At 66.8% G+C, this 22,061-nt stretch carries 18 protein-coding genes; 9 read left to right on the top strand and 9 right to left on the bottom strand.

Annotated features, from left to right (window positions below):
* Positions 1 to 21 precede the first annotated feature (21 nt).
* Positions 22 to 753, bottom strand: a complete 732-nt coding sequence (locus tag HV786_RS17820; protein ID WP_128827123.1) for an iron-containing redox enzyme family protein — start codon at positions 751 to 753, stop codon at positions 22 to 24.
* Between the two features lie 226 nt (positions 754 to 979).
* Between HV786_RS17820 and HV786_RS17815 the strand changes: the two genes are divergently transcribed.
* Positions 980 to 1,195 (top strand): hypothetical protein, encoded by a 216-nt coding sequence (locus tag HV786_RS17815; protein WP_063953026.1) that lies wholly within the window; start codon positions 980 to 982, stop codon positions 1,193 to 1,195.
* Positions 1,196 to 1,243: 48 nt separating this feature from the next.
* Here the strand turns inward: HV786_RS17815 and HV786_RS17810 are convergent, their stop codons facing one another.
* Positions 1,244 to 1,675, bottom strand: coding sequence for a ribosomal maturation YjgA family protein (locus HV786_RS17810; protein WP_062840073.1), 432 nt, complete (start codon positions 1,673 to 1,675; stop codon positions 1,244 to 1,246).
* Positions 1,676 to 1,827: 152 nt separating this feature from the next.
* On the opposite strand from HV786_RS17810, the gene HV786_RS17805 reads away from it, so the two are divergent.
* Both HV786_RS17805 and HV786_RS17800 read left to right on the top strand, forming a co-directional pair.
* Positions 1,828 to 3,519, top strand: coding sequence for an MFS transporter (locus tag HV786_RS17805; protein ID WP_128827124.1), 1,692 nt, complete (start codon positions 1,828 to 1,830; stop codon positions 3,517 to 3,519).
* Between the two features lie 16 nt (positions 3,520 to 3,535).
* Positions 3,536 to 5,614, top strand: a complete 2,079-nt coding sequence (locus tag HV786_RS17800; protein WP_175211418.1) for a site-specific recombinase — start codon at positions 3,536 to 3,538, stop codon at positions 5,612 to 5,614.
* Between the two features lie 10 nt (positions 5,615 to 5,624).
* Here HV786_RS17800 and HV786_RS17795 read toward each other — a convergent pair whose 3' ends face one another.
* The 4 genes from HV786_RS17795 to HV786_RS17780 are packed head-to-tail and all read right to left on the bottom strand — an operon-like array spanning position 5,625 to position 10,233.
* On the bottom strand, positions 5,625 to 6,608 hold the full coding sequence (locus HV786_RS17795; protein ID WP_128827125.1) for a Csu type fimbrial protein: 984 nt from the start codon (positions 6,606 to 6,608) through the stop codon (positions 5,625 to 5,627).
* Positions 6,605 to 8,950, bottom strand: a complete 2,346-nt coding sequence (locus HV786_RS17790) for a fimbria/pilus outer membrane usher protein (RefSeq protein ID WP_252869949.1) — start codon at positions 8,948 to 8,950, stop codon at positions 6,605 to 6,607. The genes HV786_RS17795 and HV786_RS17790 overlap by 4 nt, the downstream gene beginning before the upstream one ends.
* A 47-nt stretch (positions 8,951 to 8,997) precedes the next feature.
* On the bottom strand, positions 8,998 to 9,717 hold the full coding sequence (locus HV786_RS17785; protein WP_128827126.1) for a fimbrial biogenesis chaperone: 720 nt from the start codon (positions 9,715 to 9,717) through the stop codon (positions 8,998 to 9,000).
* A 12-nt stretch (positions 9,718 to 9,729) separates the two neighbouring features.
* Positions 9,730 to 10,233, bottom strand: a complete 504-nt coding sequence (locus tag HV786_RS17780) for a Csu type fimbrial protein (RefSeq protein WP_108696286.1) — start codon at positions 10,231 to 10,233, stop codon at positions 9,730 to 9,732.
* Positions 10,234 to 10,671: 438 nt separating this feature from the next.
* Here HV786_RS17780 and HV786_RS17775 point away from each other — a divergent pair, with 438 nt between their 5' ends.
* Both HV786_RS17775 and HV786_RS17770 read left to right on the top strand, forming a co-directional pair.
* Entirely contained in the window at positions 10,672 to 12,081 is a 1,410-nt protein-coding gene (locus tag HV786_RS17775; RefSeq protein WP_175211416.1) for an MFS transporter, read from the top strand.
* 181 nt (positions 12,082 to 12,262) lie between these two features.
* Positions 12,263 to 13,885, top strand: a complete 1,623-nt coding sequence (locus tag HV786_RS17770; protein ID WP_128827127.1) for a methyl-accepting chemotaxis protein — start codon at positions 12,263 to 12,265, stop codon at positions 13,883 to 13,885.
* A 95-nt stretch (positions 13,886 to 13,980) separates the two neighbouring features.
* Here HV786_RS17770 and HV786_RS17765 read toward each other — a convergent pair whose 3' ends face one another.
* The gene (locus HV786_RS17765) at positions 13,981 to 14,589 is read right to left on the bottom strand and encodes a HutD/Ves family protein (RefSeq protein ID WP_128827128.1); all 609 of its coding nucleotides are present in this window, start codon (positions 14,587 to 14,589) and stop codon (positions 13,981 to 13,983) included.
* Between the two features lie 162 nt (positions 14,590 to 14,751).
* On the opposite strand from HV786_RS17765, the gene HV786_RS17760 reads away from it, so the two are divergent.
* Together HV786_RS17760 and HV786_RS17755 are read left to right on the top strand one after the other, a co-directional pair.
* Positions 14,752 to 15,042, top strand: coding sequence for a metal-sensing transcriptional repressor (locus HV786_RS17760; protein WP_056319375.1), 291 nt, complete (start codon positions 14,752 to 14,754; stop codon positions 15,040 to 15,042).
* A gap of 23 nt (positions 15,043 to 15,065) precedes the next feature.
* Positions 15,066 to 16,175, top strand: coding sequence for an S-(hydroxymethyl)glutathione dehydrogenase/class III alcohol dehydrogenase (locus HV786_RS17755; RefSeq protein ID WP_056319378.1), 1,110 nt, complete (start codon positions 15,066 to 15,068; stop codon positions 16,173 to 16,175).
* Here the strand turns inward: HV786_RS17755 and HV786_RS17750 are convergent.
* Together HV786_RS17750 and HV786_RS17745 are read right to left on the bottom strand one after the other, a co-directional pair.
* A complete protein-coding gene (locus HV786_RS17750) occupies positions 16,114 to 17,289 on the bottom strand; it encodes a glycosyltransferase family 4 protein (RefSeq protein WP_128827129.1) in 1,176 nt (391 codons plus the stop codon). The two genes, HV786_RS17755 and HV786_RS17750, sit on opposite strands and share 62 nt — an antisense overlap.
* Positions 17,286 to 18,284 carry a hypothetical protein gene (locus HV786_RS17745; protein WP_128827130.1) on the bottom strand — a complete coding sequence of 333 codons (999 nt, stop codon included), beginning with the start codon at positions 18,282 to 18,284 and terminating at the stop codon, positions 17,286 to 17,288. Before HV786_RS17745 ends, HV786_RS17750 begins: the two co-directional genes overlap by 4 nt.
* A 339-nt stretch (positions 18,285 to 18,623) precedes the next feature.
* Here HV786_RS17745 and HV786_RS17740 point away from each other — a divergent pair, with 339 nt between their 5' ends.
* Both HV786_RS17740 and HV786_RS17735 read left to right on the top strand, forming a co-directional pair.
* A complete protein-coding gene (locus HV786_RS17740; RefSeq protein ID WP_128827131.1) occupies positions 18,624 to 19,733 on the top strand; it encodes a YcjF family protein in 1,110 nt (369 codons plus the stop codon).
* 187 nt (positions 19,734 to 19,920) lie between these two features.
* On the top strand, positions 19,921 to 22,017 hold the full coding sequence (locus HV786_RS17735; RefSeq protein ID WP_128827132.1) for a sensor domain-containing protein: 2,097 nt from the start codon (positions 19,921 to 19,923) through the stop codon (positions 22,015 to 22,017).
* The last annotated feature ends 44 nt before the right edge of the window (positions 22,018 to 22,061 follow it).

Genomic DNA, 22,061 nt, shown 5'->3' with positions numbered 1-22,061 from the left:
GCCGGGCGGGCCGGAGCACGATCAGGCGGCAAGGCCCAGTTCGGGCAGCTTGATCTGGTCCTGCACGTAGTCGGTATAGAGCGCCGTGGTGTAGAGCAACCGCATCTGCGCCCCGATCTCGCAGATCTTCAGGCAGCGCTGCTGCAGGTCCACCGTGTTGGCGTGCTCCAGCACGATCTGGTAGCCGCGTTCGCCGTGGATTTCGTCGGAGACGATGTGCAGGTCGAAGAATTCGACTTCCTCGTCCGTGAAGCCGTACTTCTCGCGCAGGGTCGGCGTCTGCTTGCGGTAGATGGACGGCACCTGCGATTCCAGTCCCACCACCAGGCCAGCCACCGCCACGATCGGATCCTCGCGCATGGCCACGGCATAACACCAGCTCTGCAGCGCGCGGGTCGTGGGCGACATGTTGTCCGGATTGGTGACCCGTTCGCGCGTGGTGCCGCAGGCTTCGGCAAAGCGGATCAGCAGATCGGTGTGGCGGTCGCCGCCGATTTCCTCTTCATACATGTTGGCCAAGAGGAAATCCTTGGCCTCGGTGTAGGTGTCCGGCGTGCGGGCGTACAGGTAGCCCAGGTAGTCGGCGAACGGGCCGACGTAGTGATAATGGTTTTCTGCCCAGCGCGAAAGGTGCTCGCGGCTCAGCTTGCCTTCGGCCCAGGCGATCGAAAAGGGCGACGCGTTTGCGCTCTTGCCCTTGATTGCGTTTTCCAGCGCCGTGCGGAATTCATCTCGGTTCATCAGTTCTGCCATGACTCGCTCCAGGTCCAGTGGGAGAAATTCCAGGCCTGTCGAAGCCCGGGCATGATGAACATTGTATACCGTCTACTGTTTTGGGCTGCTAGGGCAATCCCGAAGTCAACCCCTTAATCGGGGACAGTTTCAGACATATCAAGGACTTGTGCCGCCCCGGGCCCGCTGGACCCCAAGGCACGAACGACGTACAATGAATACAATTTCAACGCAATACGGAAATACCATGAATACCCGCCATCCCCTGGGAGACGCCCCGATCGGCCAGCAGCTGCTCACCCATTACGCCCGCCGCGATGCCGTGCGCCACGCGACGCCGCTGTTTCCTTCTTCCTGGTCGGAGTTGCTGGCGCCGTTTCGCAATGCCCGCCTGCAACCGCTGCGCGCAGCCGCGCCCGCCGTGCGCGCGCAACGCGACGACACGGTCTGCCAAGCCGGTTAAGAATCAAGTTGTGCCCGCGGGGCCGGCGTCCAGCCGGCCCCGCCCCGTTTAGCGCCTTGCGCGCAGGCTGGCCTGCATCCGGGCGTTTTGCAGCGCGGCGCGCCGCTCCCGTCGGGCAAGGCCGCCGGCAAGTGCCAGCACCACCACAAAGCCCACGGTATAGGCCAGCACGTCCCACCAATCCGGCACACTGCCGAACACGACGCGCAGCACCGGCTGCTCGATGCGCCATCCGAATTGGCGGCCTAGGTATTGCGCGAACTCCACCGCATACCCGGTGAATAGCGCCGCCAGGGCGAGCGGCAGCACGCGCGCGCGGATAAAGCTGCGGTACAGCAGGTAGGCCCAGCCCACCGCCACCACGTCGCCCACGAACCCCCGCAGGAAGGGATAAGGCGCGCCGAAAGTGGCGATCAGCGCCAGCACGGCGGTCACGGCAAGCAGGGCGGCGAACGCGCGCCCATTGAAAGTCAGGGTCATTGAATCAGCAAACGTAAATAGTGAAACAGGGGCAGCCGGGAGGTTACCGGAAACGGGCATGCCGCCTCCCCCGACGCATGGCTTGGGCGTACCATTGAGCGACCCTGACCCAGCCCAGAACGGACGCGATCCTCGCGTCCGGCCACGCTCCCATGCTGCAGCCCGTTTCGGCTTCGACCGATCTGCCAGCGGCCCCTCCGGCCGCGCCCGCGCCTGTCCTGCAGGTCAGCACGCTTTCCCCTTTTGCCTTTCCCGCCTTTCGCGTCATCTGGATCGCCAATCTGTTTGCCAACCTGGGCACCTGGGCGCAATCCGTCGCGGCCGCGTGGGTGATCACGACGGAGCAGAGCAGCCCGCTGATGGTCGCCATGATCCAGGTGGCGGCCGCGTTCCCGCTGGTTGCGCTGTCGATCCTGACGGGGGTGCTGGCCGACAACCACGACCGCCGCAAGGTCATGCTTGCCGGCATGCTGCTGGAGCTGGCGGGCGGCGTCTTCATCACCATCCTGGCCTTTGCGGGGCTGCTGCACCCGATCACGCTGATCGCGTCGGTGTTCTGCATTGCCATCGGCAGCGCCATCGTGACGCCGGCCTGGCAGGCGGCCGTGGGCGAACAGGTGCCGCGCGAGCACGTCGGCAGCGCCGTGCTGCTGAACAGCGTGAACTTCAACGTGGCGCGGGCGGTGGGCCCCGCCATCGGCGGCCTGCTGCTGGGCGCGATGGGCGCATCCTGGGTCTTTCTTTTGAACTGTTTTTGCTACGGCAGCCTGATCTGGGCGATCTGGCGCTGGAAGCGCGACCTGCCCGTGCGGCGCCTGCCGCCCGAGGGGCTGTTCGAAGGCGTGGTGGCGGCGGTGCGCTATACGCAGCATTCGACCGTGACGCGCGTGGTCATGCTGCGCTCGTTCGCCTTTGGCCTGTCGGCCAGCGCGCTCTGGGCGCTGCTGCCCCTCTTGGCGCACGAACATGAAAGCGGCAGCGCGCTGCTGTATGGCTACATGCTCGGTGCGCTGGGCGTGGGCGCCATCCTGGGCAGCGTGGTGGTGCGCCGGGCCCGCGCGGCCTGGGGATCCAGCGGCCTGATCAGCGTGGCCGCCGCCCTGCTGGCCGCCTGCCTCCTGGCGCTGGGCCTGACCAACACCTTGTGGATCGCGTTTCCCGCGCTGCTGCTGTCGGGCGGCTGCTGGATCGGCGTGCTGGCCACCTACAACACGACCGTGCAACTCCTGGTGCCCGACTGGGTCAAGGCCCGCGCGCTGGCGCTGTACCAGACCGCGATCTTCGGCGGCCTGGCGGCGGGATCGTTCATGTGGGGCCACTTCGCGGGCACGATGGGCGTGTCGGGCGCGCTGTCCACCGCCGGCATCGTGCTCGGCGTCACCGTGGCCTTGCTGTACCGGTCGCGCCTGCCCGAACCGGTGGATGCCCGGTCGCTGACCCGCGCAGACGACGCGGAACCGGCCATGGCCGCCGCCGGCTTCAACACGCAGCGCGGCGCGGTGCTCGTCGCGGTGGAATACCTGATCAACGCGGACAAGCTGGCGCCGCTGCTGCATGCCGCCCAGCCGCTGCGCCTGTTGCGGCTGCGCAATGGCGCGCAGCAATGGCAGCTGTTTCGCGACCTGGAGCGCGAGGGCGTCTGGCGCGAGGTCTTCCTGGTGGAAAGCTGGATGCAGTACCTGCGGATGATCGACCGCATGACGCTGGCCGACAAGATGGTGCTGGACGAGGTGCGCGCCTTGCACGCGGGCGACAAGCCGCCGACGGTGTCGCGCAACGTCAGCTACCTGGCCATGAATGCGGCGCAAGGATTCTCGTTGCGCCGCGACCCCCATTCACGATGACCCGCGAGGCTCGATCATGCTGACTTCTTTGTGGCGCAATTGGCGGGCTTCGCGCGGCGGGGCGCAGCTCGACGTCATCCTGGCCAATGCCGATCCGCAGTCGCCGCTGGCCGAACGCAATCTGTGGCTCATCGACCTGGGCCGCTGGCTGAACCGTCCGGGCGGCGCGCCGGCGCGGCAGGACGGGGGGGATCCCCGCCACGCGCGGCTGCGCTACCTGCTGCAGGTGCTGGAAAACAATCCCGCCGTGGCCGCGCGCACGGCAGCCACGTTGCGGTCGGTGCTGGTGGACAACGATCCCACCACACTGCTGTGCGACACCGGCGTCGCATCGCAGCCGGGCTTCTGGGGCGAATTGTGGCGCCGCATCGTGGACTGGATTTTGCCCCCGCCCGCCAACCGCGGCGACATGGACGGGTTGTTCACCCTGCTGTTTCGCCGCGCCGGCGACGCGCAATGGATCGAGTCGCTGGACGACGCGACACTGGCCCGCCTGCGCGCGCTGATGCACCGGGACGAAGGCGCCCCGGCGCGCGTAGCGGATGCGCCCGCCGCCCCCACGCCCGACGCGCTTGCCCGGCGCCTGGCGCACGCGCTGACCAGCAGCATGCAGGTGCTCATCAGCCAGGTCCGCGCCGCCGGTCTCAGCCAGGACATCCGCTCGCGCCTGCCGGGCCGCGTGGAAGACACCCCGTTCTTTGCGCTGTCGGATGCGGCCGCCGATCTCTTTGCCAGCACGCCGGACACGCCGCGCGAGGCCGTGGGCCAGCGCCTTAATGTGCTGCGCGCATTGCTGGATGAATGCCGCGCGGCGGGAGATGCGGTCTACGAAGAACTCAAGCGCAATGGCGTGGCGGTGGACGTGGTCTACCAGATCGAGTGCATGAAGCTGCGCCTGGCGCGCATCGAGCTGCTGCTGAGCGTCTGGATCGACCCCACGCAGCGCCATCGCTACGCGCACCTGATGGCCGAACTGATCCGTTGCACGCTGGCGCGCAGCAGCATCCGCCATCTGGCGGCGTCATCGCTCGCCCAGCTGGCACGCCGCGTGATGGACCGCAGCGCGGAAACCGGCGAACACTACATCGCCCGCGACACGCTGGAATACATGGATATGCTCAAGGCCTCCATGGGCGGCGGCTTTGTCGTCGCGTTCACCGTCTACGTCAAGTTCATCATCACGTCGGCGCATCTGGAGAAGTGGCTGGAAGGCCTGTTGAACGCGTTGAACTACGCGGGCAGCTTTCTGGTGATCCAGTTCGCGCATTTCACGCTGGCGACCAAACAGCCGGCCATGACGGGACCGGCGCTGGCCCGCCGGCTGGACGCGGCCTACACGCCCGACGGCCGCGACGCCTTCGTCGACGACACGCTGGCGATGGTGCGTTCGAACGCGGCCGCGATTGCGGGCAACCTGGCCGTGGTGTTTCCGTTGGCCTGGGCAATCCAATGGCTGGCCATGCGGATGCTGGAACAGCCGCTCATCGACGCCGACAAGGCGCAAGACACGCTTCATTCACTGTCGTTCTGGGGACCGACGCCGCTTTACGCCGCGGTGACCGGCGCGCTGATCTGGCTGTCCAGCCTGATCGCCGGCTGGGCCGATAACTGGTTTGCGCTGCACCGCGTGCACGACGTGATGGCGTATGGCCGTCGCACCCGGCAGCTGCTTGGCGCGCGGGGCGCGGTGCGCTGGGCCGGCTTCTGGCAGCGCAACGTGTCCCTGATCGCCGCCAACGTCTCGCTAGGGCTGATGCTGGGCCTGCTGCCCGTCTTCGTCAGTGCGCTGGGATCGACACTGGAGGTGCGCCACGTGTCGCTCAGCGCCGGCCAGATCGCCGCCGCGCTCGCCACGCTGGGCTGGGATGTGGTGCACACGCAGGTGTTCTGGATGGCTGTAGCCGGCACGGTGGCGACCGGCGCCCTGAACGTCATCGTCAGCTTTGCGCTGGCCTTCAACGTGGCGATGGCCTCGCGCGACATGCGCCGCGACGATCGCACCTCCCTCACGGCCGGCGTGCGCCGCCGCATCCTGCGGCGGCCCGCGGCGCTGTTCTGGCCGGTCAAGCCGCGCCCGGCGCCGGTGGAGTCCTGACACCGCCGGATCAGAACGTGACCGTGGCGGTGATGACGTCACGGTACGTGCCCGGGCGCGGCGTTGCCTGCGCGGGCACCCGGCCGTACACCGTGAAGGTCTGGTTGGCGCCCGTGCCGACGCCTGCGCGCGGCGCGCCGCCCGAGGCATCGCCCCACACCGTTGCGTAGGCCGCGTCCTGGTAAAGCTGGTAGTTGACGGTGTCGGCAGCGCTCGTGTGCTTCATCTTGCGGGCCAGCACGTTGCCGGCGACGGAGCCGCCGTTCAATGCCACGGAGAACGCGTTGGCGTTGGTGCACCGGACGGTGATCTGGCTGTTGGCCGTGACCGCCGCATTCAGGACACCGCGCGCGGGGAACGCCATGTCCGTCGCGTTGATCGTGCAGTTCTTCTGCACGGTCGACCGGACCACCAGCGGAATCGTGATGCGCTGGGAGGGCGCCGCCAGCGGGCAGTTCGACAGGCCGGAAAGCAGGCCGAAGAGCACATCCAGCGTGCCGGTGGTGGTGTAGGTCTCGCTGTAAAGCGTGTTGGCGTTGCCCACGGTTCTCACCGTGGACTGCCCGCCCGGCAGCTTGCCGTAAAACCGGAACGTGGTGGACACGTTGCCGCCGCCCAGCACCGGACCGGTAAGCGTCTGCGATGTCGGCTGCCCCGCCGTGGCCGCGCCCCACACCTGCGTGCGCGCCGCATCGGTGTACAGGTTGTAGTTCATCCGGTTCGTGCCCGCGCCCAGGGCGCGTGCCGCCACCGACGGGCTGGTGTTGCCCACGCCCAGGCTGAAGCACAACCGCGCGCCAATCGCGAGCAATGAAAAATTGCAGGTCACGGCGATCTGTCCGTCCGCCACCGTGTCGGTCGGCAGGAGCGGGTTGACGATGCCGAAGTCCAGGGTCGCCGTCGTGCCCGCCGACAGCGCGCAGGTGTTTGCCCGCGCGGCGCCCGCGTATCCCATGCACAGCCCGGCGGCCGCAAGCAACAAGGCGATCTTCATGGCTGGCCTCGCGCCAAGGGCGTGCATACGACGGGTCCCAGCGTGGGCAGGGGGTCGTCGTCGGCATGCGTGTAATCGAACTCGGCTTCGCACGATACGCCGCCGCCCCGCACGCGCACCCGGTTCGTGGCCGCCACGTCCTCCACGAAGGTCAGGCCGTCGTAGCCCACCACCGAACGCTTGCCGCTTTCGATGTGGGCGACCTCCGCCCCCACGGGCACGAACGCCCCGTCCGGCAGGGTCAGGATCACCGAGGCCGCCTCGTACTTCTCGACCTTGAAGGTGGTCAGCACGCCCGCGCCGGATTGCGGCACGACGACGGCGCGCGTCGAATCCAGCCGCACATCCACGGGCAGGTCCTCCGGGTCGATGGAAATGCGATTGGTCTGATATGCGTTCAGGTCCGGCACCAGCAGGTGCCCGCTGCCATTGGTGCGGCCCAGCTTGCGGTTTTCGTGCAGCACCGCGACGTCCGGCGTGCCCTCGGTGGAGACCAGCGCGAAGCTGTCGTTGATGCGGCGCGACGGGATCACGGCGCCGTCCATCAGCACCAGCGAACCCGAGGCCTGCGCGGACGCCTGCGTCCTGCCGCCGTAGTCCTGCACCAGCCCGCTCACCAGCCCGTACTGGCCCAAGTACTGGATCTGGCCCTGGTTGAGCTGCATGCCGCCGCTACGGCCGTTCTGCACCGCCCAGCCCCAGCCGCCTTCATAAGGCACACTGCTTTGGGCGTTGACGCTGTAGGTGTCCTGGCCGCCCTGCCGTCCGACCGACACGCCTGCCTGCGTGCGCTCGCCCAGCATCAGCGACAGGCCCAGGAACACGCCTTCCGAATTCGCTTGGGAAAAATCCTTGTATGCGCTCAGCGTCAGGACCACGCGGCTATTCAGGTTGGCGGTGTACGAGGCCGAGCCCAGCTTGGCCATCGGCACGTCCGGCATGCGGTAGCCGATATAGCTGAGCGCGACGCTCTGCGAACGGCCCAGCGGCATCGACACCGTCACGCGTTCGGTCTGGCGAGGCACCGGCGCGTCCTCACGCGATCCCAGGTCGCCGTAGTTGCCGACGAGGCGCGTGGCCTGCGTGTCCACGCTGAATTCCGGCCGCACATACTGATAGCCCAGACTCACCTGTCCGCCGCTGAAGTCACCCGCGCTGCCCGACAGCGAGCCGCTCAAGACGCCCAGTTGTCCCAGCTTCGCCATGGCGCCGGCGCCCGCGTTGTACAACCCCGGGCCGGCTTCGGTGTGCGCTTCCAGCGTCAGGTCGTTGCTGTAGCCGTAACGGCCCGACGCAGTCAGCACGGGCTTGCTGTCGTAATCGAACGAGCGCACGCTGAACTGGCGGCGCACGAAGCCCGCCTCGACCGACCAGCTGGACAGTCCCGCGGCCAGCATGCGCGGATCGATATACAGCGGCACCGAGGTGCTGACGGTGCGGCCCAGCGCGTCTCGCGTGATCAGCGTGGCCTGGCCCGCGCCGGTGATGCCCGGTATCTGATTGACCACGAACGGCCCGGGCGGCACGTTGCCCGAGTACTGCTGCACGCCGTTGACGAACAACGACACCGATGACGGCACGACCGACGAGGCGCTCAGCGACGACACCGGAAAGGTGACCAGGTCCGGGCGCAACGCGAAATTGCGGCCCCATTGAACGCCGGCCACCCGCACCGACCGCGACCAGTTCAGCGACGAGGTGATCGTGTCGCCCAGGCGCAGCGTACGCAGCGTTTCCTGGTCCGAGCGCGTCCAGAACGTGTCGTAGCGCACATACTCGTCGCCGCGCCCGCCCAGGTAGGCCGTGCCCGAATTGCTGAAGACGCCGTTCGCATCGAAGTAGCGCTGTTCGGTGTACAGCGACAGCCGGTAGTCGTAGTCGGTCTGCGAATAGGCGTCGTAGTTCACCACCAGGCCGCGCCCGGCCGTCGCCAGCGGGGTCGCCGGCAGGCCGCGGGTATTCACCTCGTAAGGCACGCGCAGGGTATCGGGCAGCACCAGGTCCACCGACTGCGCCGCCGGGTTGTACACATAGCGCAACCCCGCCACGGCATCCAGGCTGACCTCGCGCGCGTCCGTAATGCCGATTGCGGACAGGTCCACGCCAAGCGAGCGCAGCGCCGCGCCGCTGACGGACAGCCGCCCGTGCGTATCGTGAAAACGCAGCAGCTGGGATGTATTGACGCCGTTGATGCTGACCTCCAGGTACACGTCGCGCTCGGCCATGCTGCCGAACGAAACCAGTTGATCGGGCGTATCCGCCGCCAGGGCCGGCGCACCCAGCAGCAAGAGTGCGAAACCCAAGGCGCGTTGCCCGCGGTGACGGGTAGCGCGCAATGCCATAGACTGCCCTTCTGTGGTTGCCGGCGGGCCGGCACGCGGTCACGCTTTCAGCGCGGGTTGAAGGTGACCATGTCGCCGTTGACCAGCGCCCGGATCTTGACGGGCCCGTCGGCGCCCTGCCTGGCCGGGATGTTCCATTGGCGCGCGCGGTTGGCCAGCGCGTAACCCAGCAGCCCCTCCAGCTGCGCCACGGATTTGCCCGCCCGGTTCAGGATCTGCAGCTCGGCCACCTGGGCATAGCGGCTGCCGCTGTTGGACAGCCGCACCACCCATTCGCCGCCCGCACGTTCCACCCGCCACGCCAGCTCCGGTTCGGGCGACGGCGTCGTGCCCGCCACGAACACCGGCACCGAATAGCGCAGCCGCAGCACCACGCCATTCACCGCGGCCGAGGACGGGTCGGGGATCTCATCGATGATCAGGCGAAAGCCCTGCTGCCGTGCCGGCGCATCCTTGGACACGCGCACCAGCCGCACCAATTGTTCGCCGCCCGGCGGCACCTGGATGATCGGCGGACTGGCCTGAATGTCGGAGGTGGGCGACAGCACGTCGTCGCCATCGGCCTGTTCCCAGCCGTAAATGCGCACCTGCCCGTAGATCGGCGTGGCGCCGGGATTGCGCAACATGATGCCGCCCGCGCCCTGGGTGGGTGCAAGCTCGACCAGCACCGGCGAAATCTGCAGGGCAGCCGCTCCCGCCGCGCCGCCCCAGCCAGTCAGACAGGCCGCCAGACAGGCTGCAAGAACCGCCCGAAAGAACTTCCGCATCGGGCGGCTCCCTTAGAAGTAGACCGTCGCGGTGACTGTGGAAGAGTAGGTGCCGGGCGCCGGCGTGGTCTGCGCGGGCACGACGCCGTTGACCTGGATGGGTGTGGCCGCGCCAGTCCCGGTGCCGCCCACGCGGGCCGCCACATCGGCATCGCCCCACACCACGGTCGTGCTGCCCGGCTTGTAGAGCTGGTAAGCCACGGTGGCGGTATTGGCGCCGGTGCCGCTCAGGAACCGCTGCGCTTCCGTGGACCCCGTGCCCGTGCCGGCATTAAGGCCGACGGTATACGGCGTGGTATTGCTGCACGTAACGGAGAGATTGGTGTTGCCGGTAACCGCGGTATTCAGCACGCCTTGGCTGCCGAAATTCAGATCGGTCGCGGAAATGACGCAGTTGGCGGTAATGGTGAGCGTGACGTTGAAATTGGCGGTGGCGGTCTGAGCGAGCGCCATGCCGGGCGCCGCGCCACCTATGCACAGACACAATGTCGCTGCGCGCAAGGTCGAGCGTTTCATGAAAAATGCCTCCACGGTATACGGTTGCACCATCAATCCTGCTGCGGATAATCGTACGTCCAAATATCGGAACGCGGAACCAAATGGTTTCGTATTCAGGGGGCATTTCTTACGATTATTAACGAATCGATCGTTAATATCGCAGCGCAATATTCAACGCTACCTCTGAATGCACAGAGAAAATAGGCGTACATATTGTTGTATTTGAATTTCCTATGCAGTTTCATTAGGTGACAATTGCCGGACGATTATCCGATTGGATAATCGTCATGCTTTGGATGATTAATCCGCCGCGCGTCCCATTCCCGACGTCGTACGCTCCGGCCCAGTCGCGATCGTCGTGCCGGCTGAAGATCCGTCGAATTCAAACAGCGCATTAGAATCTGTCCCTACGACTCCAGGCGCTCCGCCCGGACGCCCTCGCAGCGCAGCCCATCCATGCTCTCGTTCTCCCGCAGCACCGTCTATCCGGCCGGCGTCGGCCTGCCCGCCGCCGAACGCCTGGGCGCCCTCGTGGCCGTCATGCTGGCGGTCTGCATGGCCAGTCTGGACACGGCCATCGCCAATACCGCGTTGCCCACCATCGCGCGAGACCTGCAGGCCAGCGAGGCGGGTTCCATCTGGGTCATCAGCGGCTACCAGCTCGCGATGGTGGCCGGCCTGCTGCCGGCGGCCGCGCTGGGCGAGATCCTGGGTCACCGGCGCGTCTACATCGTCGGCCTCGCGGTCTTCACGCTGGCCTCTTTGGCAAGCGGCCTGGCGCCATCGCTGCCCGTGCTGGTGGCCACCCGCATCCTGCAAGGCCTGGGCGCGGCCGGGGTGATGAGCGTGAACGGCGCGCTGCTGCGCTTTATCTACCCCTCGCACATGCTGGGCCGCGGACTGGGCCTGAACGCCATGGTTGTCGGCCTGTCGTTTGCTGGCGGACCGACCGTGGCGTCGGCCATCCTGCTGCTCGGCTCGTGGCACTGGCTATTCCTGGTCAATTTCCCCATCGGCATCCTGGCCGGTGCGCTGGCCCTGCGCGGGCTGCCGGACACCACGCGATCCAATCACGGGTTCGATGGCATGGCCGCGGTGCTGTGCGCCATGACGCTGGGCCTGCTTGTCCTGGCGACGAACGAACTTGCCCACGGCGCGCCGTGGCCGCGCGTGGCGTTGGAAGGCGCCGTCGCGGCGGCCAGCCTGTGGCTGCTGATGCGGCGTCAGGCCGGCCATCCCGCGCCCATCCTGGCCGTGGACCTGCTGCGCCGCCCCCTCTTTGCCCTGTCCGCCGCCACCGCCGTGTGCGCGTTTGCCGCGCAGGCGCTGGCCTTCGTGTCGTTGCCCTTCCTGTTCCAGACGGTGCTGGGCTACAGCCAGGTCCAGACCGGGTTTCTGATCACGCCGTGGCCCGTGGTGGTGGCTTTCATGGCGCCCATCGCGGGCCGGCTTTCGGATAGCTACCCGGCCGGCATGCTGGGTGGCGTGGGACTGGCGATGCTGGCGCTGGGCATGGCGTTGCTGGCGCTGATGCCGGCCGACCCGTCCGTGCTGGACATCTCGTGGCGCATGGCGATCTGCGGCGCCGGCTTTGGCTTTTTCCAGTCGCCCAACCTGCGGGCCATCATGACCTCCGCCCCCGCGTCGCGCGCTGGCGGCGCCAGCGGCATGATCGGAACCGTGCGCCTGCTGGGCCAGGCGTCCGGCGCGGCGATGGTGGCCGCGTGTTTCAACGTGTCCACCACGCACGGCGCCATCGCGGCGCTGTGGCTGGGCGCCCTGTGCGCCGGGCTGGCCTGCATCGCCAGCTTTGCCCGGCTGCAGTTCGACGCAAGCGAACCGGCGCAGACGCCCGCTTCACGCTGACGGCGCCACGCGGGCCATCCGGCGCCCGCGCCTCCTCGAAATCGCAACAATGTTGCCGTTCGTGTCGATATATTCGCCCATCGCGTCGACATATTCGTAAGATGTGCAACATCCGGCTAAATAAGGCCCTGGCCCCGTCGTTGTCCTTAAGCAGGCTTGCTGCACCTTTGGGACGACGCGCATGACACAGCTTCTGAAAGACATCACCATCCGCCGCATGATCCTGGGCACCTTGCTCATGATCAGCCTTTTCATCGCCGGCCTGTCGGCCATCAGCGTCCAGGGGCTGCGCAGCGCGGGCGAAGCGCTCGCAGCCAGCAACGACCTTCTGAATGAGGTATCCGCGCTTTCCCGTGTCAACGACCAGATCATGCGCGCCCGGCTGCGGCTGTCGCGCCAGCTGGAGTACGTTGCCGGCGGCCAGAAGGACCTGGCGGCGGCGGAAGGCCGCAGCATCGACACCGCGCTGACCGAAGCAAAAAAGCATCAGGCACAGTTCATTGAACTGGCCCGCCGGGACGCGCCCACGGCGCTGCTGGACGCCATGCGCTCGAGCTTTGACGCCCTGGTCAGCGGCATTGACGTCCAACGCCAGCATCTGGACGCCGGCGCGGTGGACAAGGCGCGTGCACAGGCGGCCGGACCGGTCGTCACCGCCAGCCGCAGCTTCGGCAAGGGCATGGAGGATTACGAAGCCTACGCCAAGGCCCGTGAAGTCCAGTTGTGGGCGGACGCCGACGCCAACCGCCGCCAGGCCTATATCGGCATGGGCGTGGTCCTGGGCATCTGTCTGCTGCTGCTGATCCTGGGCGACCGCTATGTCGTGCATTTCGTGAAGCGTCCGCTGGATTCGCTCAAGGGTCATTTCCAGCGCATCGCGGGCGGCGACCTGACCACGCCGATTCCGTCGTTCGGCAAGAACTGCGTGGGCCAGATCATCCCTTTCCTTCAGGACATGCAAGCCGGTCTGGTGCGCACCGTGCATGCCGTGCGCGACGGCGTGGTCGAGATCAACACGGGCTCCAGCGAGATCGCGGCCGGCAATCAGGACCTGTCCAGCCGCACCGAGCAGCAGGCGGCGTCGCTGGAGGAAACCGCGGCCAGCATGGAGCAGTTGCTGTCCACCGTGACCAGCAATGCCGAAAATGCCCGCATGGCCAATGAGATGGCCGCCACCGCCTCCGACGTGGTGCAGCGCGGCGGCGACGCCGTGCAGGCCGCGGTCAGCACGATGCGCAAGATCGCGCAGGATTCGAGCCGCATCGAGGACATCGTCGGCGTGATCGACGGCATTGCGTTCCAGACCAACATCCTGGCCCTTAACGCGGCGGTGGAAGCGGCGCGAGCCGGCGAGGAAGGCAAGGGCTTTGCCGTGGTGGCCGCCGAGGTCCGGTCGCTGGCGCAGCGCAGCGCCGGCGCCGCCAAGGAGATCAAGCAACTGCTGGACGCCTCGGGCGCGACCGTGCAGGCCGGCTCGGCGCAGGTCGAGGCGGCGGGCCTGACGATGACGGAAATCCTGGAGACCATCGAACAGCTCACAATGCTGGTGAACGACATCGCCACCGCATCCAACGAGCAGGTGACGGGCATCGACCAGGTCAATACCGCCGTCACGCAGATGGACCAGGTGACGCAGCAGAACGCCGCGTTGGTCGAAGAAGCCGCGGCGGCGGCCTCGTCGCTGGAGACGCAGGCGCAGCGGTTGCAGGCGGCGGTCAGCACATTCCGCCTGCCCGCGCAGGGACAGGACGCCGTCCAAGCGCCGGCTCATTCCTACGCCCAGCCGGCGCTGTTGCCGGCGTAGTGTCCCGCCTGACCGCCGGCAGGCCCTGATCCCTCACATCGCAGGGAGACGGCGCCTGCTGCGGGCGAAGCTGCGCGCCCCCCGCGCCGGCAGCCTCAACGTCCGCCCGCCCGCGGCGACAGTTCGATCACGCAGGCGTCAAGGTCCGCCTGGGCGGTAAGGCAATACCGTGCAAGCCCCTCCTGCCCTTCGACGTGCAGGCAGTCATAGCGCGATGCCAGCCGATGCTGCGCGCCGTCCAGTTCGACCGCCAGGACGCCGCCGGCATTGAGGATCAGCACGCTGCGCGCGCTGCTGTGAAACACCCAGGGATCCGCGCCCCGCACCCATTGCAGGCGGGCGTGCCACCGGTCGGGCGCATAGATCAGGTTGAAGTCGCGGATCGGGCCGTCCAGCAGGCGGCATTCCACCTGCGCATCGCCCGTAAACGCGTAGGCCGAGCGCGGGCCCAGCGGCGCCTGGCGATTGCCGTCCACCGTCAGTTCGATGCCGCGCCCTTCCAGCACGGTGATGATGCGCTGGAAACCGCCAAAGGCGGAAAAGCCGCCGTCCTGCGCCACGTCGGCCAGCGACAGCCGCCATTCAAACGACGCCGTATGGCCCCCCGGGTTGCAGGCGACCTCCTGGGTCGTGCCCCCGCCATTGCGCCACGGCATGAGGGGATGGTCCTCGGCCCGGTACAGCCGCACATCAGGGAAATTCATGGCCTTGGATAAGTCCTGTAGGGGTCCGGTGGAAACACGCGAAATGAAACACGCGAAATTATAGGTCGCAAGCCCCCGCCGCCTGCGCGCGCGGCTGCGCGGGCCTGGACGCGCCCCGCCGGAATCCGTATACTCCCCCCCTGTATCGAATCGGAGCTTGCCGTGCCGCACTCCCCAGAAGAAAAGAAACGCGTTGTCACCCGCCTGCGCCGCATTCAGGGGCAGGCGTTAGCATTGGAACGCGCGGTGAACGAAGGCACGGAATGCGGCGCGCTGCTGCAGCAGCTGGCGGCGCTGCGCGGCGCCACGAACGGCCTGATGGCCGAAGTGCTGGAGAGTCATCTGCGGGAAACGTTCCTGCAGTCTGCTCAGGGAAGTCCAACGGACCCCAGGCCCGAGACCGAATCGCAGATCGATGACCTTATGCGCATCGTCCGTTCCTATCTGAAATAACCCCCTCTACGTGGAGCATCGTTATGAAATCACGCGCAGCAGTCGCATTCGGCCCCGGCAAGCCGCTGGAAATCGTTGAGATCGATGTCGCGCCCCCGCAGCGCGGCGAGGTGCTGGTTCAGATCACGCACACCGGCGTCTGCCATACCGACGCCTTCACGCTGAGCGGCGACGATCCCGAAGGCCTGTTCCCCGCCGTGCTGGGCCATGAAGGCGCGGGCGTGGTGGTGGAAGTGGGCGAAGGCGTGACCTCGCTGAAACCCGGCGACCACGTCATTCCGCTCTACACGGCCGAATGCCGCGAATGCAAATTCTGCCTGTCGGGCAAGACCAACCTGTGCCAGAAGGTGCGCGCCACGCAGGGCAAGGGCGTCATGCCGGACGGCACCTCGCGCTTCAGCTACGAAGGCAAGCCGCTTTATCACTACATGGGCTGCTCGACGTTCAGCGAATACACCGTCGTCAATGAGATCTCGCTGGCCAAGATCAACCCGGCCGCGCCCCATGAAAAGGTCTGCCTGCTGGGCTGCGGTGTGACGACCGGCATCGGTGCGGTGCACAACACCGCCAAGGTCAAGGAAGGCGACACGGTTGCCGTGTTCGGACTGGGCGGCATCGGTCTGGCGGTCATTCAGGGCGCGGTCCAGGCCAAGGCCGGCCGCATCATCGCGGTGGACACCAACCCGAACAAGTTCGTGCTGGCCAGCGCCATGGGCGCCACCGACTGCATCAACCCCAAGGACTACGACAAGCCCATCCAGGAAGTCATCGTCGAACTGACCGACGGCGGCGTGGACTTCTCGTTCGAGTGCATCGGCAACGTGCACGTGATGCGCGCGGCGCTGGAATGCTGCCACAAGGGCTGGGGCGAAAGCATCATCATCGGCGTGGCCGGCGCGGGCCAGGAAATCAGCACCCGCCCGTTCCAGCTGGTGACGGGCCGCGTGTGGCGCGGTTCAGCGTTCGGCGGTGTCAAGGGCCGCACGCAACTGCCCGGCATGGTGGAAGACGCCATGAGCGGCAAGATCGATCTCGACCCGTTCGTCACCCACACGCTGCCCCTGGACCGGATCAACGAAGCGTTCGATCTGATGCACGAAGGAAAGTCGATCCGGACGGTGATCCACTACTGACGTAGGCGTTCTCGCGGTAGACGCGTTCGGTATTGCCGACGAAGGTCGCCAGCGAGAACTCCTTGAGCGCCGTGCTGCGCGCATCCACGCCCATTGCGTGCAGCACGCCGCGGTTGGCCATGATGTCCGACAGCGTCCGGGCCACCGATTCCGGGGACCCGGGCGGCACCACCCAGCCGTTGCGGCCCTCGGTCACGTTCTCCGGCAGGCCGCCCACGCGGGTCACAATGACCGGCTTGCCCGCGGCCATCATTTCGCGGCAGGCAAACGAAATCGTCTCCAGCCGGGACGACAGCACAAAACCCACGTCCAGCGCCGCCAGCACCGGCTCCACATTGTCGAGCAGACCGGTGAATACCACCTGATCCTGCATGCCCAGCGCGGCCACCTGGCCGAGCATGTCGTCGCCCGGCATCGCGCCGGCAATCAGGATGGCGACCTGCTCGCGCTGATCTGCGGGCAGCAAGGACACCGCGGCCACCATGTCGATCCAGCTCTTGTAGTCCGCGGTGCCGGCGTTGCTGCCGACGACCAGCCGGTTGCGCAACGCGGGCGGCAGGAAGCGCGCGCGCGCCTCGGCCTTTTCGGTGCGGCAGGCGGGGCGGTACTTCTCGGTATCGACCCCGTTGTGCACCACGCGCAGGTCTTCATTGCGAAACACCGACTGCTTCATGCGCCGGAACGTGTGGCTGCACACGCAGATGACGCGATTGGTGGCCCACTTGGCGCGCAGGCGCACGCCCAGGCTGCTGGCGCTGCGGTCGTTGTGCTGCGTGTAGACGATGAAGGGGCGCTTTTTTCCCATCCCCAATGTCGCCAGCATGCACAAGCGGTGATCGGCCGAGCCATTGACGTGGATGACGTCGAACTGTTCCTGGCGCACCAGGTTGCGCAGGCGGCGCAGCGCGGACAGCTGTTCGGCCAGCGTGCCCTTGAATTCAAGGTCAATGGTGCGCAGGCCCGGCAGGGCCTCGGCCTCGGCCAGCAGCCGGCTCTTGCGCGGCGCACCGACCATGACCTGCGATTTCTGGCACAGGATGCGCGCCAGCGACATGACGTAGGTCGTGTGCCCGCCGCCATCGCCCTGGTGGAAATTGGTGTAGAGGATCTTCATGATTCGGGTCTCGTCGGCGGTTGCGTGGCGGGGTCGAGCAGACAGCTCCAATGCCGCTTTTCAAAAATGTCGTCGCCCAGCCGGCTGAGCAGCGACAGGTTGTAGACCTGGATGCCGCGCGCGCGCAGCAGCTTGCCGGCCTGCCGGAACGCCGGCTCGATGTGGCCGGCAAACTGGCGGTCCAGCGCGGTGGGCAGTTGCGCGCCGGCTTGTTCGTAGAAGCGCGGGCCTGCGGTGGCCGTCAGGTCCAGCCCATGCAGAAAAACCGTCCGGGCGCCCAGCCACGCCAGCAATTGCAGGGACGTGTAGGCCACCGTGCCGCCACCAAACAGGCCGCGTGCCGCGTTCAGGCTGAAGCCATGGGCGTGCATCGGATGATGCGCATCGAACAGCACCAGTTCCGGGTCGCCGGCCAACTGCGCCTGCAGCGCCTGCGGCTCGGCGCGCGGCTGCTGGGCGCGCTGATGCACTTCCTCGAAAAGCGAGATGCGGCAGCGAACAGCCCGATGGTCGAACAGCAATGCGATCCAGCGGTACACCTCCGGCGTCACGAACAGCATCAGATCCTGGTCCAGCACCTGGGCCACGAGGTCGCGGCGCTTCTTCACGAATCCGGCGTCCAGCATGGCGTAGTAATGAAAGCGCAGCGCCGGATGCCGGTCGCGCAGGGCGATCGAGCCGTTCACGCCCATCACGGTGCGCATGCGGCAATGCGCGTAATCGATCTGCGCGACCGATGGGCCGCTGAGAATCAGATGGGCATCGCCGCCGATGCCGCGTGGCAATTGGTCCAGTGAAACGGTTGCCGGCCCCCGCACGCCGTGCAGGTTGCAGCCGGTCAGACGGTCGGGGCCATCGCGCCGCACCGTGACGAACGGCCATAGCGTCTCGTTGTGGCGATGCGCCTTGGATCGCGTCACGCGATAGAGGTAGCGAAGACCCTTGGTAAAGGGACGAGAGCGCAGCAAGCGGGGAACGAGCGCAAGACGGGACATGTGGTTTGCGCGGGTACCGCGGCGTAGCCTGACAACGGCCTGATTCTACGAAGCGCATCGCCCGAAATCGCGAGGGGATTATGTGAGATGTAACCCTTTGAAGATGCGAACAATCCGCCCCCGAATTTGCGTGATCCTGCGGGGGCCGGTTCCTGTCTTTCATCATATGGAAAACCACCCGTTCGTCCGTGAGGACACGCCGTCCGGCACGTCGCGCGGCGTCCTGCCGACGGTGTCCCCCAGACGGACGAGGCGTTTTCACCCGATTACGTTTTGCGCCAAAGAAGTCATCCTCTGATATCGTTCCGGCATCTTCCCTTGCCTGCCACGCCCCCTTTGATGAGCGCCATCCGCCCCGACCACCCCGACCTGCAAGACGCCATCGCCGATGCCATCAGCACCGCCACGCGCGGCGCCGGGCGCGTCAACATCCTGGTCGCCGGCAAGACGGGCGTGGGCAAGAGCACGCTGATCAACGCCGTGTTCCGCGGCGATCTGGCCAGGACCGGCGCGGGCAAGCCGGTCACCCAGACCACCCAGGAATTCACCCGCCCGGGGCATCCGCTCACCATCATCGATACGCGCGGCCTGGAAGTCGCCGACTACGAGCGCTCGCGCGAACAGCTTGCCGAACTGATCGAGGAGCGGTCGGCGTCGGACGACCAGGACCGGCACCTGCATGTGGCCTGGCTCTGCATCCAGGACAGCAGCCACCGCGTCGAGGACGCGGAAATCGAACTGTGCGACATGCTGGACAAGGCCGGCATCCCTGTCGTTGCCGTGCTGACCAAGGCGCGCAAGAACAGTCCCTTCCTGGAAGAGGCCCGCAAGCTGTTGCCGCGCGCCCGGCAGGTTGTGGCGGTGCGCGCGTTGCCCGAATGGATCGAGGAACTGGACGCCGAATTGCCGCCCATGGGACTGGACCGGCTGATCGAGGTGACGGCCGAGCACGTGCCCGAGGCCCAGCAGCGCGCCTATGCCAACGCACTGTCCACGCGCAACAAGAAGGCCCTGGAAGTAAAAAAAAAGCGGGCTGAGATCGAGGTGAACGTGGCCGCGGGCCTGGCCGCATCGGCCGCCGCCGCGCCCATTCCGTTCTCGGACGCCTTTGCGCTGGTGCCCATCCAGGTCGGCATGATCGCCAAGATCGGCATTACCTTCGGCATGGAACTGAACACCACCGCGATCACCACGCTGGTCACGTCCACGCTGGGCGCGTCGGCCGCCACGCTCATCGGGCGCTCGGTGGTGTCGGGCATGCTGAAGTTCATTCCGGGCGCAGGCAGCGCGGTGGGCGGCACCATCGCCGCCACCACGGCCGGCGCCATTACCAAGCTGCTGGGCAACGCCTACATCGCGGTGCTGCACGACTTCTGCCTGAAGAACCCGGGCAAGGACATCGACGTCCCGATGATCGCGCAGGCGCTCAAGCAACGCGTCAAATTCTGATCGCGCGGCGCTGCAATGAAATGAGATTGAGCGCCAAGATTCGATAGATTGTTCTTTTTGGTGACAGCGCGGTTAATACTGGCGCCTTCACGACGTAAATCTAGTCACCACTCCCATTCTTTCAGGGCAGATCCGCCCAGGCGCGTTGCCGCAACGCGGCCCGTGCGCGCGAAGCCCGCCGCATCCCATGAACTTCGCCAATTCCGACGTCATGTACCGCCATCTGGTGCAAGGCGTCGTCGACTACGCCATCTACATGCTCGATCCGGATGGCATCGTCGCCAACTGGAACGCCGGCGCGCAACGCGCCAAGGGCTACACCGCCGACGAAATCGTCGGCCGGCATTTTTCCTGCTTCTATACCGAAGAAGACCGGGCGCGTGGCGTGCCGCAGCGCGGCCTGGCCACCGCGCGTGAATCCGGCAAGTTCGAAGCCGAGGGCTGGCGCGTGCGCAAGGACGGCACGCTGTTCTGGGCGCACGTCGTCATCGACGCCATCCATGACGATACGGGCACGCTGATCGGCTTTGCCAAGGTCACGCGAGACAACACCGAGCGGCGCGAACGCGAACAGCAGCTGCTCAAAGCCAAGCAACTGGCCGAGCACTACAACAGCGAGCTCACGTCCATGTCGACCTTCCTGCAGGCGGTGGTGTCGCACATCCCCTCCTGCGTGCTGGTGCTGGATGCGGTGTCGCGCCAGTTCCTGCTGGCGAACCGGCAGGCCGAAGAGACGTTTGGCGGCAGCCCGGGCGGCCTGAAAGGCAAGACCGCGCAGCAATGCCTGCCCGAGCTGGTGTGCGCATTCTTCGACCGCCTGACCAACGACGCACTGCGTTCGGACGGCGCCATGCGCGAAGAGGAAGAGGAATTGGCCACGGCGCGCGGGCCGCGCACCCTGCGCACCAAGACCCTGGCCTTTCACAGCACGGACCCGCGTTCCCGCTATGTTTTGCTCATCGCGGACGACGTCACCGACGAGAATGCCGCCCATGCGCAGGTGCGCTACATGGCGCACCACGACACGCTGACGGGCATGCCCAACCGCCGGCTGTTCCGCGACCGGCTGCTGAGCGCGCTGGGTTCGAGCCGCGACCGGTCGACCGCCGTGCTGTGCCTGGACCTGGACAACTTCAAGAGCGTGAACGACACGCTGGGCCATCAATCCGGCGACGAACTGCTGCGCCTGCTGGCCAAGCGCCTGCCCCGGCACCTGCGCGAACAGGACACGCTGGCGCGCCTGGGCGGCGACGAATTCGCCGTCGTGCTGCCCAACATCGCGGAACAGGACGACGTGCGCAAGCTGGCCGAGCGCCTGATCGAGGCCGTGCGCCAGCCCTTCGAGATCGCCGGCCACACCGTCCCCGTCAGCGTGAGCATCGGCATCGCGATCTCGGAGTCGCAGTCGCTGTCGGCCGACCACCTGCTGCGCTATGCGGACATGGCGCTGTACGAGGCCAAGCGCAATGGCCGCAACTGCCTTGCGTTCTTCGAGCCCGAAATGGAAGCGGCCGCGCTGCGGCGCCACGAGGTCGAGATGGATCTGCGCCAGGCGATCATCTCGCAACAGCTGCAGTTGTATTACCAGCCCATCATGGACGTGAGCCACGTGCGGATCGTGGGCCGCGAGGCGCTGATGCGCTGGCAGCACCCGAAAAAGGGCCTCATCATGCCGCAGGACTTCATTCCAATCGCGGAAGAAACCGGCCTCATCCACGAACTGGGCGCGTTCACGTTGCACGAGGCGTGTCTGGAGGCCGTGCGCTGGGACGACAGCGAAACCGTGGCGGTCAATTTGTCTGCCAGCCAGTTCACCAACGGCGCGCTGGTGTCGCTGGTGGAATCGGCGCTCGCCAAATCCGGCTTGCCCGCCTGCCGCCTGGAACTGGAGATCACCGAATCGGTGCTGCTCACCAATTCCTCCGGCAACCTGGATACGCTGCACCGCCTGAAGGAACTGGGCGTCAAGGTGGCGCTGGACGACTTTGGCACCGGCTATTCATCGCTGGGCTACCTGCGCAGCTTCGAGTTCGACAAGATCAAGATCGACAAGTCGTTCACGCAGGACGTCGAGTCCAGCCGCGAGGCGCTGGCCATCATCCGCGCCATCAATGGCATCGGCCGCAGCCTGGACATCCCCACGACGGCCGAGGGTGTGGAAACACCGGAGCAGCTGCAACGGCTGACGGCGGAAGGCTGCTCGCACTTTCAGGGATACCTGCTGGGCCGTCCCGTGTCGCACGGCGACACGCACACTGGCCCGGCACAGACCTATACTTCCTAGACACCGGCCGCGATGCGACGCGCCATCGCGCCGGCGCAGTGCGC

It is taken from the genome of Achromobacter mucicolens (assembly GCF_902859725.1).
Lineage (GTDB): Bacteria > Pseudomonadota > Gammaproteobacteria > Burkholderiales > Burkholderiaceae_B > Achromobacter > Achromobacter mucicolens.
The sequence above is the reverse complement of the archived record's forward strand: the minus strand, read 5'-3'. Positions and strand labels throughout refer to the sequence as shown.

Coding starts and splice junctions, on each gene's coding strand:
- HV786_RS17820 (WP_128827123.1), bottom strand. CDS start 753: ATGGCAGAACTGATGAACCGAGATGAATTCCGCACGGCGCTGGAAAAC.
- HV786_RS17815 (WP_063953026.1), top strand. CDS start 980: ATGAATACCCGCCATCCCCTGGGAGACGCCCCGATCGGCCAGCAGCTG.
- HV786_RS17810 (WP_062840073.1), bottom strand. CDS start 1,675: ATGACCCTGACTTTCAATGGGCGCGCGTTCGCCGCCCTGCTTGCCGTG.
- HV786_RS17805 (WP_128827124.1), top strand. CDS start 1,828: ATGCTGCAGCCCGTTTCGGCTTCGACCGATCTGCCAGCGGCCCCTCCG.
- HV786_RS17800 (WP_175211418.1), top strand. CDS start 3,536: ATGCTGACTTCTTTGTGGCGCAATTGGCGGGCTTCGCGCGGCGGGGCG.
- HV786_RS17795 (WP_128827125.1), bottom strand. CDS start 6,608: ATGAAGATCGCCTTGTTGCTTGCGGCCGCCGGGCTGTGCATGGGATAC.
- HV786_RS17790 (WP_252869949.1), bottom strand. CDS start 8,950: ATGGCATTGCGCGCTACCCGTCACCGCGGGCAACGCGCCTTGGGTTTC.
- HV786_RS17785 (WP_128827126.1), bottom strand. CDS start 9,717: ATGCGGAAGTTCTTTCGGGCGGTTCTTGCAGCCTGTCTGGCGGCCTGT.
- HV786_RS17780 (WP_108696286.1), bottom strand. CDS start 10,233: ATGAAACGCTCGACCTTGCGCGCAGCGACATTGTGTCTGTGCATAGGT.
- HV786_RS17775 (WP_175211416.1), top strand. CDS start 10,672: ATGCTCTCGTTCTCCCGCAGCACCGTCTATCCGGCCGGCGTCGGCCTG.
- HV786_RS17770 (WP_128827127.1), top strand. CDS start 12,263: ATGACACAGCTTCTGAAAGACATCACCATCCGCCGCATGATCCTGGGC.
- HV786_RS17765 (WP_128827128.1), bottom strand. CDS start 14,589: ATGAATTTCCCTGATGTGCGGCTGTACCGGGCCGAGGACCATCCCCTC.
- HV786_RS17755 (WP_056319378.1), top strand. CDS start 15,066: ATGAAATCACGCGCAGCAGTCGCATTCGGCCCCGGCAAGCCGCTGGAA.
- HV786_RS17750 (WP_128827129.1), bottom strand. CDS start 17,289: ATGAAGATCCTCTACACCAATTTCCACCAGGGCGATGGCGGCGGGCAC.
- HV786_RS17745 (WP_128827130.1), bottom strand. CDS start 18,284: ATGTCCCGTCTTGCGCTCGTTCCCCGCTTGCTGCGCTCTCGTCCCTTT.
- HV786_RS17740 (WP_128827131.1), top strand. CDS start 18,624: ATGAGCGCCATCCGCCCCGACCACCCCGACCTGCAAGACGCCATCGCC.
- HV786_RS17735 (WP_128827132.1), top strand. CDS start 19,921: ATGAACTTCGCCAATTCCGACGTCATGTACCGCCATCTGGTGCAAGGC.